Genomic DNA, 10,832 nt, shown 5'->3' with positions numbered 1-10,832 from the left:
GCCGATCCGGCCGTCGTCCGACAGCGGGGGTGGGCCGCGCGCGGGCCCGGGGGCACCGTCCGCCGGGCCGAGCCCGGCCCGTGCGGGCCCCTGGTGCTGGCGGCCCGCCCGACGCATGACGGCGTGGCCTGCGAGGTCTGGGGACCGGCCCCCACCCCGGCCGACGCCGTCGAGCAGGCGCTGGCGGCGGCGGTCGCCTGGACGGGCGGGCACGACTCGGCCGAAGGGTTCGGCGAGCTGGTCGTGCCGCACGTGACGCTGCGGGGGCTGTACGCAAGGCTGGGCGCGCCGGTGCTCTCGCGCATGCCCCGCGTGGGGGAGGCGCTGGGGCGGGCCGTCATCGCCCAGCTGGTCCAGAGCCTCGAAGCGGTCCGGTCGACCGCCCAGCTCGCGGCCATGGTCGGCGAGCCCGCGGCGGCCGGCGACCTGTGGTGCTGGCCGACCGCGGCCCGTCTGGGCGCGACACCGGCCTGGTCGCTGCGCCGGTGCGGGGTGTCGCTGCGGGGGGCGCGGGCCCTGCACGCCGGTGCCGTCGCCGACCACCGCCTGGAGGCGGTGGTCGGCGACTGGGCACTGCTGGACCGGCGCCTGCGCGCGCTGCCCGGCGTGGGCGTGTGGACCAGCGGGGAGACCCGTCTGGCCCTCGGTGACCCGGACGCGGTCAGCGTCGGCGACTACCACCTGCCGAGCCTGGTGGGCGGCGCCCTCGACGGCGGCCCGGGCGACGGCCCTGACGGCGCCTGGACGGACGCCGGCATGCTGGCGTTGCTGGCGCCCTACGCCGGCCAACGGGGGCGGGTGATCCGGCTCGTGCTGGCCGGCATGCGTGCGGGCCTGGTCCGCCGGCCCGCACGTCGCGCTCCACGCGCGGCGCTGTCGCGCCACCGCTACTGGTGAGGTCCGCCGCTACGCTGGCGCCCGATGCCGACCGACCACCACCTGGCCCTCGGGGTGCGCCCCGACGCCGGCCCCGAGGAGATCCGCGCCGCGTACCTGCGGGTCATGCGCGACCACCACCCGGACCGCCGTCCGGGGGACCCGGTGGCCGCGGAGACCGCTCGTCGCGCCAACGTGGCGTACCGGGCGCTGCGCGACCCGCCCAGGGCCCCCGCAACCGATGGCGGTGGCCGGCTCGGCGGGAGGGTGACCCCGGCGGGGGCGGCGGCCCTGCGGGCGACCGCCCAGGCGGATCGCGCGTACTCCGCCGCGCAACGGGAGTACCGGCAGACCTTCAGCCGCGCGTGCCTGCGCGTGGGCGTGGCGGTCCTGCTGGCCGGGGCGGCCCTGCTGTTCGCCGTGACATGACCGGGCACGCCACCAGCCGGGTATCGACCCGCCCTGGACGTCCGCCATCGCCCGGAGGCCCGGGATTCCCGCGCCCGCGCGGGAATCCGCATGGGAGGCGGGCGTCACGGACGGCATGGAGCGGCCCGAGGCCCGGGTTTCCCGCGGCCGGCTTCGGCGGGGCAGCTGACGGTCGCGCGACCGCCACACCGGGCACGTCCCGCCGGCGGCCCCGGCGACGAACGCGGCGACCGGCTCGGCCGTAGCCGGTGCCATCGTCCACCAGCGCCTCACCGGTCGGTCGGTCGGTCAGTCGGTCGGGAGCACCCCGCCGAGGGCATCGGGCGGCCCCGCGGCGTCCACCGCCTCTTGGAGCGGGGCGAGGAAGGGCATCGCCGCCGGGTCGAGCTCCTCGGCCGGGGTGAACGCACCGACGCCGTCGGTGTCGAGCGGCGCCGCGGTGACGTGGCCGTGATGGTGGCGGGCGGAGTAGGCCACGACCACGACGTCCACCTGAGCACCGTCACCCGCGTCGAGGGCCGCCTCCGCCAGGAAGCCGAAGCAGGAGGCGTTGGCCGGGCGCACCGCGTCGGCGGCGAAGCGCTCGAGCAGCGCGGCGCGTCCCGCGTCGTCGGCGGGGAAGTCGGGGAAGGTGGTGACCTTGTTGGTGTCGGGCAGAGGCAGCACCACCGCGGCGGGCACGGGCCGCCCCTCCCGCTCCACGACCCCCCGGGCCGCCTCCCGGCACACCGCCTCCAGCTCCTCGAGCCTCACTCGACCAGCTCGCGCTCGATCTCGTCGATGGCCATGGCGAAGACACCCGGCCAGTCGTTGACCTCGGCCAGCACCGGCGCCCGCTCCTCCGCGACGCGTTCGCGCAGCCCCCGCGGCACGGTGACGGTGCCGGCGGGCTCGAGGCCGAAGAACCGCTCACGGGTCCGGTCGTCGGTGCTGGTGAAGTTGTCGGGGGCCGCGACGGCGACCAGGGCGATGTCGGCGCCCCACTCCTCGACGACCAGCTGCCCGGCACGCCGGCTCTCCCCCAGGCTCGCCCGCGGCGTCTCGTAGGTGACCGCGACGATGTCCAGCCCCTCGTCGGCGAGCGCGTCCAGGCGCTCGGCGACGTCCGAGCCGTCGAGGACGCCGGCGGTGTCCAGGATGTGCTGGTCGGGCGCCCGTGCCGGCAGATCGAGGTCGACGTCGGGCTCACCGCACCCGCCCAGGGCCAGGACCGCAATGGCCAGCGCGGCCACCAGTCGCCTAGGCATCGAGCGCCTCCCGCAGGCGCCCGATCGGGCCTTCCAGGCCGTGGCGGGCGGCCAGGTCGTCCAGCAGGGCGTCATCACGGCGTCCCGCGCGGGTGGTGAGGGCCACCCCGGTCTCAACGGGCACGACCGAGCGCATCGCCTCGACGTAGGGCCCGGCGACGGCGAGCCGCTCGGCCATGCGGGGGGTCTGGGCCTGCGCATCGGCGAGCAGCGCCTCGAGGTCGGGGTAGGCCGCCACCAGCGTGCGCGCTGTCTTGTCCCCGATCCCGGGCACTCCGGGCAGCCCGTCGGAGGGGTCACCGCGCAGGATCGCGTAGTCCACGTATCGCGATGGCGGAACACCGTAGCGGGACTGGACGCCGGCCTCGTCGAAGTCGGCCAGCTCCGAGACCCCCTTGACGGTGAACAGCACCCGCACGTGGGGGTCGCGCACGAGCTGGAGGAGGTCACGGTCGCCGGTGACCACGGCGATGCGCTCGTCGCCCGCGGCGGCGTGGCACAGCGCACCGATCGCGTCGTCGGCCTCCCACCCCGGGGCGTGCACCTGCACCTGGCCGAAGGCGTCGAGCACCGTCGGCAGGAGCGCGAACTGGCCGGTGAGCTCGGCGGGCTCCTCGGCTCGGGCGCTCTTGTATCCGGCATACGCCGCCACGCGTGGCGCCGGCCGCCAGTCGTCGTCGAAGACGTGCACGACCTCGTCGGGTCCACGGTCGACAACCAGACGAGCCGTCATGTCCAGGTAGCCGCGGACCGCGTTGACGGGGGTGCCGTCCGGGGCGGTGATGGACGCCGGCAACGCGAAGAAGGCCCGGTAGAGCAGACTCGAGGTATCCAGCAGAAGCCGCATGGCGCCAGGATACGGTCACGCACGCACGGCGTTGTCCCCCCCGCCGTCTTATCGCTAGCATCATCGCCATGGCTGACACGATCACCTGGATCACCGGCGCGTCAAGCGGCATCGGCGCAGCGCTGGCCGCGTCCGTGCCCTACCCCGACGCCCGCATCATCGACGTCTCCCGCTCCGGGCCGTCGGCGACCCCGCCCGAGGGCTCGGTCATCGAACACCTGCCCGCCGACCTGTCGGACCCGCAGTCATGGGCGGTCGTCGAGGCGCACATGAGGGCGCAGCTGGCCGACTTCGCCGGGCAGCGCGCGGTGTTGGTGCACAACGCCGGCACGATCGACCCCATCGGGTTCGCCGGCGAGGTCGACTCGGCCGCGTACCGCCGCAACGTGCTGCTGAACTCCGCCGCGCCCCAAGCGCTCGGCCACGGCTTCCTCACCGCTGTCAAGGCGTCCGGCTTCGCCGGCGAGGCCGTCGTGGTCATGCTCACGTCGGGGGCCGCCTCGAGCCCCTACGAGGGCTGGACGAGCTACTCGGCGGGCAAGGCCGCCGTGGACATGTGGGTGCGGGCCGCCGGCGCCGAGCAGGATCGGCGTGGCGGCCGTACGCGCGTCCTGGCGGTGGCCCCCGGGGTGGTCGACACGGGCATGCAGGCGTACATGCGCACGATGGACGAGGCCGACTTCCCGCAGGTGGGAAAGTTCATCGACAAGCACGAGTCCGGCCAGCTCACCGAGCCCGCGGATGCGGCGGCCGGCATCTGGGCGCTGCTCGACCGCGACCTCGACAACGGGGCGATCACCGATCTGCGCGACCTGTCGTGACGTGGCCGTTCGAGGCGCCCCGCACGCCCATGGAGGCTCGGGTCCGCACCACCCTGCCCGATCCGCCGGGCTGGGCGTACGAACCGAAGTGGGACGGGTTCCGTGCCCTCGCCTGGGGCGGGCCCGAGCCGCGCCTGGACAGCCGCAAGCAGCGTCCGCTGCTGCGCTACTTCCCTGAGCTCGCGCCGGCGCTCGAGCGGCTGCCCGGCGGGGCGGTCGTGGACGGCGAGATCGTGCTCGTGGTGGACGGGCAGACCAGCTTCGATGCCCTGCAGCAGCGCATCCACCCCGCCGATAGCCGCATCCGGCTGCTCGCCGAGCAGACACCGGCCGAGCTGGTCGCCTTCGACCTGCTGGCCGTGGACGGCGAGGACCTGCGGGAGCGCCCCTTCGCCGAGCGCCGGGAGCGCCTCTCCGCCCTGGTCGCCGCCCTCGGGGAACCCGCCGAGGGGCCCGCCCGCTGGCACCTGACCCTGTCCACGACCGACGTCGAGGAGGGTCGACGCTGGTTCGACGAGTTCGAGTCGTCGGGCTGCGACGGCATCGTCGCCAAGGCCCTCGACGGGGTGTACCAGGAGGGCAAGCGCGCGATGGTCAAGGTCAAGCACCGCCGTGATGCCGACGTGGTGGTCGGCGGCTACCGCGTGCACAAGGAGGGCGACCGCATCGGCTCGCTGCTGCTCGGGCTGTACGACAGGGGTGATCTGCACTTCATCGGGCACTGCTCGGGCTTCGGTGACACCGACCGGGTTGCCCTGCTCGAGCGGCTGCGGCCCCTGACCGTCACCGCCGAGGACGCCGCCCTGGGCGGCGGCGGGGCGGTGCGCGCCCCGGGCGCGGAGAGCCGCTGGTCCGCCGGCAAGGACCTGTCGTGGGTCCCGGTGCGCCCGGAGCTTGTGTGCCAGATCAGCTACGACCAGCTGACCGGCGACCGCTTCCGCCACGCCACCCGCTTCGAGCGCTGGCGGCCCGACAAGGACCCGACCGACTGCACGCTGGAGCAGCTCGAACGTCCCGAGGGTCCCACGTTCGCCGACGTCGTCGCGACCTGACCGTCCACGGACCCCCGCTCGCACCGCCACACAGGGGCGGGTTGTGTGGGCATGATGGCCGTGGTCGGGGTCGGACACGCACCGGTGCTACGTTGCACCGATGAGCGAGGGGCGCATGACCGCGAGCCAGCGCCGCAACCAGCTCGTCGGCGTCGCCAAGCAGGTGTTCGCCGAGCACGGCTACCTCGGCGCCTCGATCGAGGAGATCGCCGCGCGGGCGAAGGTCTCCAAGCCGATCGTCTACGAGCACTTCGGCGGCAAGGAGGGCCTGTACGCGGTCGTCGTCGACCGCGAGACCCGCCGGCTGCTGGAGATGATCACCGCCCGGCTCGGCCCCGACATCGGTCCCCGCGACCAGGTCCAGGCCAGCGCGGCGGCCTTCCTCGACTACATCGAGGCCGACCCCGACGGCTTCCGGGTGCTGACCCGCGACTCGCCGTCGGGATTCGCCGGGGGTGGGTTGGCCGGACTGCTGTCCGACGTGGCGTCGAAGGCCGAGGACGTGCTCGCGGGCTTCTTCGTCGCGTCGGGTCTGGATCCGGCGACCGTGCCGCTCTACGCCCGTGCCCTGATCGGCATGGTCGTGCACGTGGGCGCATGGTGGAGCGAGGTGCGCGAGCCCGACAAGGAGACCGTGGCCTCGCACATCTCCGCGCTGGCCTACGTCGGGCTGTCCCGACTGCCGCGCGACCCCGCCACCCGCCCCGGCTGATTCGTGAATCGGCCGAGCTTGCGAGGCCGATTCTCAGCTGTGCCGGGTGGGGCGGTCGCGCAGCGACCGCCATGGAGTTACGGAGCCAGCACGGCCGCGTCGACGTCGGCGAGGCTCGCAACCACCACATCCGCTGCCGGCAGGACCACCCCCGGCAGGGAGGGGCAACCGATCACCCACAGGCCGGCGCGCTGGGCGGCGTGCGAGCCCGCCGGGGAGTCCTCCAGCGCCACCGACCGCCCAGGCCTGGCGTCGCAGTTGGCGCACGCGAGCAGATAGGGGTCGGGGGCCGGCTTGGGCGCCGCGACGTCGTCGGCGCACACCAGCGTCTCGAACCAGCTCGAGAGCGCCACCGATTCCAGCGCCCGCTCGGCCAGCACCCGCACGGAGTTCGTCGCCACCCCCAGCGGCAGGCGCCCGTGCAGGGCCCTGACCAGGGCCAGGGCACCCGGACGGGCGACCAGCCCGTTGGCGAACTCGGCCTCGGCCGCCGCCAGCATCCGGGCGGCGACCGCCTCCGGGTCGTGGCCGCCGCCGAGGTAGCCGGCGACGATGCGGGCGGCCTCAGCCGGCCCCGAGCCGAGCAGCCGACGGTGCACCGCGTCCTGCCAGCACCCACCGAGGTCCTCCACCACCCGGCGGCTGGCGCGCGCCCAGGCATCCTCGGAGTCGACCAGCAGCCCGTCGAGGTCGAACACGACAGCGTCGGGGGGAAACGGGGGCGCCGGCGGCGGCATGGCCGCACAGCCTAGCCGAGGTGCTCACCCTGCCCTGCGGTCAGGCAGACGCCTTCTCGGCGGCCCTGGCGGCGCGGGCGGCGCGCTTCTCCTCGAAGCGGGTGGCCGACTTGTCCAGGCTCTCGAGGTGCGCAGCCAGCTCCTGGCGGGCCTTCTCGCCACCCTCGTCGAGACCCTCGAGGCCGAAGATGCCCCAGTGGCGCAGCAGCGGCCACAGGATCTCGTCGTGGTGGATGCGCAGGTCGTAGATCCCGGCGTTGGCGATCTGCACGGCCTTGCGCTGGAAGCCCTCGATCACCGCACCGGGCATCGCGAAGTCCAGGACCTCGGCCGTGACGGCCTCGACCGTGCGCGAGGGGTCGATCCGCAGGGCAGCGTGGAGCATGTCGCGGTAGAAGATCATGTGCAGGTTCTCGTCGGCGGAGATGCGCGACATGATCCGGTCGGCGACGGGGTCCTGGGAGTACATCCCGGTGTTGCGGTGGCTGATCCGGGTCGCGAGCTCCTGGAAGGCCACGTAGGCCATGCCGCGCAGCGCGTCCTTGTCCTCGCGGTCGTAGCCGGCCTCCATCGTCTTCATACGCTGGCGCTCGAGCTCGACGGGGTCGATGTTGCGGGTGACGACCAAGTAGTCGCGCAGGACGATGCCGTGCCGGTTCTCCTCGGCCGTCCAGCGGTTCGCCCAGTTGATCCACGCACCGTCGCCAGCACCGAACATCTCGTGGATCTCACGGTGGTAGCTCGGCAGGTTGTCCTCGGTCAGAAGGTTCACCTCGAACGCGGTCTGGGCCACGCCGGTCAGCCGAGGCTGATCGGGGGTCCAGTCGTCGCCGCCCTCGAAGAAGGCGGGGAAGTCCCGACCCAGGCTCCATGGGACGTACTCGTGGGGGAACCACTCCTTCGCCACCTTCTCGTGGCGGTTGAGCAGCTCGGCCGCTTTGGGCTCCAGCTCGACGAGCAGGTCCCGGTCGGTGGTTCGCGTTGGCATGTGGGGCGCCTCCTGGCGTGGGGCGGAAGAAGTGGTTACGCAACCGTAACCTACGCGTCCGTAGGTTCGCGCGCAACCGCCTACATGGGTAGGGTTCCCGTTCATGGCCCAACTCATCCTGATTCGCCACGGTCAGTCCACCTGGAACGCCGAGAACCGCTTCACCGGCTGGGTCGACTGCCCGCTGTCCGACACCGGCCGGCAAGAGGCGCAGGGGGCGGGCGCGCGGCTGGCCGCCGAGGGACTGCGCGTCGACGTGGCCTACACCTCGACGCTGGTCCGCGCCATCGACACCGGGCGCATCGTGTTGCAGGCACTGGGCCAGGACGAGCTTCCGCAGATCCAGGCGTGGCAGCTGAACGAGCGCTTCTACGGCGCCCTGACCGGACGCAACAAGGACGAGGCCCGCCGGGAGTTCGGCGAGGCGCAGGTCCACACCTGGCGGCGGGGCTACGACGTGGACCTGCCGGGGGGCGAGAGCCTCAAGGACACGACCACCCGGACGTTGCCGTACTTCGACACCGAGATCGTCCCCGCGACCATGGCGCACGACGTCGTCCTGGTCAGCGCCCACGGCAACTCCCTGCGGGCCATCGTGAAGGAGCTCGACGACCTGGATGACGAGGCGGTCACCAGCCTGGAGATCGCCACGGGCGTGCCGCTGGTCTACGAGATGACCGCGGGCAAGCCCGTGGGCAAGCGCATCCTGGCGTAGGTGGACGCCCGGCCCTCGGGCTGCGGCACGGTCGTCGCGCCTATACTTCCTCGCCCCCAACCGAGATCGAAGGGCCTGTGTCGTGCTGAAGGTGACTGCCGAGGCGGCCGACCCCCGCGAAGTGCGCGCCGACGTGGTCGTCGTCCCCGTCTTCAAGGGTGGGATCGAGGGGCCTGGCGCGAAGCTCGCCCTGGCGGCCCTGGGGCTCGAGGACCTGCCGATCACGCCCGACTTCCGCGGCGATATCGGCCAGCACCTGCTGCTCGCCGCGCCAGCTGACAGCGACGCGACGTTGCGGTGCCACGGGGTGCTGTTCGTCGGTCTCGGGCGGATAAACGAGACCGACCCGGCCCGCCTGCGCCGCGCCGCCGGGGTGGCGGCGAGCGCCTGCACCAGGTTCCGCCGGGTTGCCACCACCCTCGCCGAGGTCCACAGCACCAGCGCGGCGGTGGAGGCGGTGGCCGAGGGCTTCCACCTCGGCGCCTACCGCGACCTGCGGTTCAAGAGCGACCCGGAGCCCGTCCGGCTGCGGGAGATCATCATCCTGACCCCCTCCGGCCGCCTGTCGGAGGCCCGGCTGGCCGTGCGTCGTGCGGACATCTACGCCCGCGCGACCCTCGCGGCACGCGACCTCGTCAATCTCCCCCCGGATCGCAAGCGCCCGGCGGCGCTGGCCGCAGCGGTCGCCGAGCTCGCCGCCGAGTGCTGCGAGGCGGTGGTCCTCGACGAGGATCGCTTGGCCCGCGACGGGTTCGGAGGAGTCCTCGCGGTCGGGGCCGGGTCGGCTGCCCCGCCCCGGTTGGTGGAGCTGCGGTACCGCCCCCCCGACCCGCTCGGCCACGTGGTCCTGATCGGCAAGGGCATCACGTTCGACACCGGTGGCCTGTCGCTCAAGCGCGACGGCGCCATGGACGAGATGAAGGCGGACATGGCCGGCGCGGCAGCGGTCGCGGCGACCTGCTCCGCCCTGGGCGACCTCGGCATCCGCCTGGACGTCACGGCCGTGCTGCCCCTCGCCGAGAACATGCCCGACGGCACGGCCCAACGACCGGGCGACGTGGTCACCATCCACGGCGGCCGCACCGTCGAGGTGCTCGACACCGACGCCGAGGGACGCCTGGTGCTCGCCGACGCCCTGGACTACAGCGCGGGACTGGAGCCTGACGCCATGGTGGACCTCGCCACGCTCACCGGGTCAGCCGTCGGGGCGGTCGGGCGCTACGCGGCCGCGCTGATGGGCACCGATCCCGACCTCGTCGCCTCCCTGCGCCAGGCCGCGGAGATCGCCGGCGAGGACGTCTGGCCTCTGCCCCTGTGGTCGTCGCTGGAGCACCTGCTCGACAGCCCCGTCGCCGACTGCAACAACACCGGTGACGGCGCTGGGGGCGGCGCCATCATCGGCGGGCTGTTCCTGCGTCGGTTCACCGGGGACCGGGCGTGGGCGCACCTGGACATCGCCGGTCCGGCGTTCCTGCCGACCGAGCTCGCCGGGGGGCACCTGCCCCCGGGCGCCACCGGGTTCGGCGTGCGCACCCTGCTGGCCTGGCTGGAGCGCCGGGCGGCCTGAGGCGCCCGGGGCCCCTGGCGGCCCGCCCGCGTGCCTACTCCGGCGCGGGCGACTGCTGCTGCGGCTGCGGCTGCTGCTGCGGCAAACCACCCGGCGGCGTGACCTGGCCGGTCTGGGCGTCCCACGTGCCGATGTCGTCGTTGATGACGACGTCGGCGCTTTGCAGGCGCTCCTGGATGAACCGCTGCGCCAGGGTCTCGGGGTCGTCGCCCTCCTCGGCATCGCCCTCCTCGCCCTCCTCGGCATCGCCCTCCTCGCCCTCCTCGGCATCGTCCTCGTCGGCGTCGCCCCCCTCGGCGAGCGCGGTCTCGATGTTGCGCAGCGCGGCGAGCGCACGCAGCTGGACCGTGAGCTGGTCCTCGCTCATCCCCTCCGCCTCCAGGGCCGTCGCCAGGTTCTCCGCTCCACCCGTCTCGTCCTCGAGCTCGCCCCGAGCCGCGGCGATGTCCTCGTCGGTGACCGGGTTGTCGAGGTCCTCGGCTGCCGCGATGGCCAGCTTGTTGATGATCATCGTCGAGACCACCTGTGCCCGCAGGAGCTCCAAGGTCTGCTCGCCCTCGGGGCCCTCCAGCGCCTCGGCGACCTGCGGGTTGTTGGCGAAGGACTCGACCTGCTGCTCGACGTCATCGAGGCTGATCTCATCGTCGTTGACCACCGCCGCGACGTCGTCGTCGAGCCCGGCTGCGGGTCCGTCGTCCTCGGGCGCGGAGACCTCGTCGTCGTCGCCCGCGGGGGTCGTGTCGTCCGCGGCGTCGTCACCGCAGGCAGCGACCGCCAGTGCCAGCGCCGCGAGCACCGCGACGTACTTCGCCATACGCATGAACAAGCCTTCTATCGTGAT

The 10,832-nt window shown here is 73.6% G+C and carries 13 protein-coding genes; 7 read left to right on the top strand and 6 right to left on the bottom strand.

The window, feature by feature from the left end:
* Together WD250_00695 and WD250_00690 are read left to right on the top strand one after the other, a co-directional pair.
* Positions 1-897: hypothetical protein (locus tag WD250_00695; protein MEX2618712.1), on the top strand; the 897-nt coding region annotated here is incomplete at its 5' end.
* A gap of 24 nt (positions 898-921) precedes the next feature.
* Positions 922-1,305: a J domain-containing protein gene (locus tag WD250_00690; protein MEX2618711.1), complete on the top strand. Its 384-nt coding sequence runs from the start codon at positions 922-924 to the stop codon at positions 1,303-1,305.
* A gap of 288 nt (positions 1,306-1,593) precedes the next feature.
* On the opposite strand, the gene WD250_00685 is transcribed toward WD250_00690, so the two are convergent.
* The 3 genes from WD250_00685 to WD250_00675 are packed head-to-tail and all read right to left on the bottom strand — an operon-like array spanning position 1,594 to position 3,399.
* Positions 1,594-2,058, bottom strand: a complete 465-nt coding sequence (locus WD250_00685; GenBank protein MEX2618710.1) for a hypothetical protein — start codon at positions 2,056-2,058, stop codon at positions 1,594-1,596.
* Positions 2,055-2,552 carry a hypothetical protein gene (locus WD250_00680; GenBank protein MEX2618709.1) on the bottom strand — a complete coding sequence of 166 codons (498 nt, stop codon included), beginning with the start codon at positions 2,550-2,552 and terminating at the stop codon, positions 2,055-2,057. The genes WD250_00685 and WD250_00680 overlap by 4 nt, the downstream gene beginning before the upstream one ends.
* Entirely contained in the window at positions 2,545-3,399 is an 855-nt protein-coding gene (locus WD250_00675) for a 5'-3' exonuclease (GenBank protein MEX2618708.1), read from the bottom strand. Before WD250_00675 ends, WD250_00680 begins: the two co-directional genes overlap by 8 nt.
* A gap of 68 nt (positions 3,400-3,467) precedes the next feature.
* On the opposite strand from WD250_00675, the gene WD250_00670 reads away from it, so the two are divergent.
* From WD250_00670 to WD250_00660, 3 genes are all read left to right on the top strand, one after another.
* Positions 3,468-4,220 carry an SDR family NAD(P)-dependent oxidoreductase gene (locus tag WD250_00670; protein MEX2618707.1) on the top strand — a complete coding sequence of 251 codons (753 nt, stop codon included), beginning with the start codon at positions 3,468-3,470 and terminating at the stop codon, positions 4,218-4,220.
* Positions 4,217-5,272 carry an ATP-dependent DNA ligase gene (locus WD250_00665; protein MEX2618706.1) on the top strand — a complete coding sequence of 352 codons (1,056 nt, stop codon included), beginning with the start codon at positions 4,217-4,219 and terminating at the stop codon, positions 5,270-5,272. The genes WD250_00670 and WD250_00665 overlap by 4 nt, the downstream gene beginning before the upstream one ends.
* Before the next feature lie 100 nt (positions 5,273-5,372).
* Entirely contained in the window at positions 5,373-5,984 is a 612-nt protein-coding gene (locus WD250_00660; protein ID MEX2618705.1) for a TetR/AcrR family transcriptional regulator, read from the top strand.
* A gap of 77 nt (positions 5,985-6,061) precedes the next feature.
* Here the strand turns inward: WD250_00660 and WD250_00655 are convergent, their stop codons facing one another.
* Together WD250_00655 and WD250_00650 are read right to left on the bottom strand one after the other, a co-directional pair.
* Positions 6,062-6,721, bottom strand: coding sequence for an HAD family phosphatase (locus WD250_00655; protein ID MEX2618704.1), 660 nt, complete (start codon positions 6,719-6,721; stop codon positions 6,062-6,064).
* A gap of 40 nt (positions 6,722-6,761) precedes the next feature.
* Entirely contained in the window at positions 6,762-7,709 is a 948-nt protein-coding gene (locus WD250_00650; protein ID MEX2618703.1) for an acyl-ACP desaturase, read from the bottom strand.
* Between the two features lie 103 nt (positions 7,710-7,812).
* On the opposite strand from WD250_00650, the gene WD250_00645 reads away from it, so the two are divergent.
* Together WD250_00645 and WD250_00640 are read left to right on the top strand one after the other, a co-directional pair.
* Positions 7,813-8,424 carry a 2,3-bisphosphoglycerate-dependent phosphoglycerate mutase gene (locus WD250_00645; GenBank protein MEX2618702.1) on the top strand — a complete coding sequence of 204 codons (612 nt, stop codon included), beginning with the start codon at positions 7,813-7,815 and terminating at the stop codon, positions 8,422-8,424.
* 82 nt (positions 8,425-8,506) lie between these two features.
* The gene (locus WD250_00640) at positions 8,507-9,991 is read left to right on the top strand and encodes a leucyl aminopeptidase (protein MEX2618701.1); all 1,485 of its coding nucleotides are present in this window, start codon (positions 8,507-8,509) and stop codon (positions 9,989-9,991) included.
* 34 nt (positions 9,992-10,025) lie between these two features.
* Here the strand turns inward: WD250_00640 and WD250_00635 are convergent, their stop codons facing one another.
* The gene (locus tag WD250_00635) at positions 10,026-10,811 is read right to left on the bottom strand and encodes a SurA N-terminal domain-containing protein (protein ID MEX2618700.1); all 786 of its coding nucleotides are present in this window, start codon (positions 10,809-10,811) and stop codon (positions 10,026-10,028) included.
* Between the last annotated feature and the right edge of the window lie 21 nt (positions 10,812-10,832).

The organism is Egibacteraceae bacterium (assembly GCA_040905805.1).
Lineage (GTDB): Bacteria > Actinomycetota > Nitriliruptoria > Euzebyales > Egibacteraceae > DATLGH01.
Note: the sequence above shows the minus strand (reverse complement) of the source record. Positions and strands in the feature narration are given on the sequence as shown.

Bases quoted from the DNA above. Each gene is read 5' to 3' on its own strand.
- WD250_00690 (MEX2618711.1), top strand. From the start codon at position 922: ATGCCGACCGACCACCACCTGGCCCTCGGGGTGCGCCCCGACGCCGGC.
- WD250_00680 (MEX2618709.1), bottom strand. From the start codon at position 2,552: ATGCCTAGGCGACTGGTGGCCGCGCTGGCCATTGCGGTCCTGGCCCTG.
- WD250_00675 (MEX2618708.1), bottom strand. From the start codon at position 3,399: ATGCGGCTTCTGCTGGATACCTCGAGTCTGCTCTACCGGGCCTTCTTC.
- WD250_00670 (MEX2618707.1), top strand. From the start codon at position 3,468: ATGGCTGACACGATCACCTGGATCACCGGCGCGTCAAGCGGCATCGGC.
- WD250_00660 (MEX2618705.1), top strand. From the start codon at position 5,373: ATGAGCGAGGGGCGCATGACCGCGAGCCAGCGCCGCAACCAGCTCGTC.
- WD250_00655 (MEX2618704.1), bottom strand. From the start codon at position 6,721: ATGCCGCCGCCGGCGCCCCCGTTTCCCCCCGACGCTGTCGTGTTCGAC.
- WD250_00650 (MEX2618703.1), bottom strand. From the start codon at position 7,709: ATGCCAACGCGAACCACCGACCGGGACCTGCTCGTCGAGCTGGAGCCC.
- WD250_00645 (MEX2618702.1), top strand. From the start codon at position 7,813: ATGGCCCAACTCATCCTGATTCGCCACGGTCAGTCCACCTGGAACGCC.
- WD250_00635 (MEX2618700.1), bottom strand. From the start codon at position 10,811: ATGCGTATGGCGAAGTACGTCGCGGTGCTCGCGGCGCTGGCACTGGCG.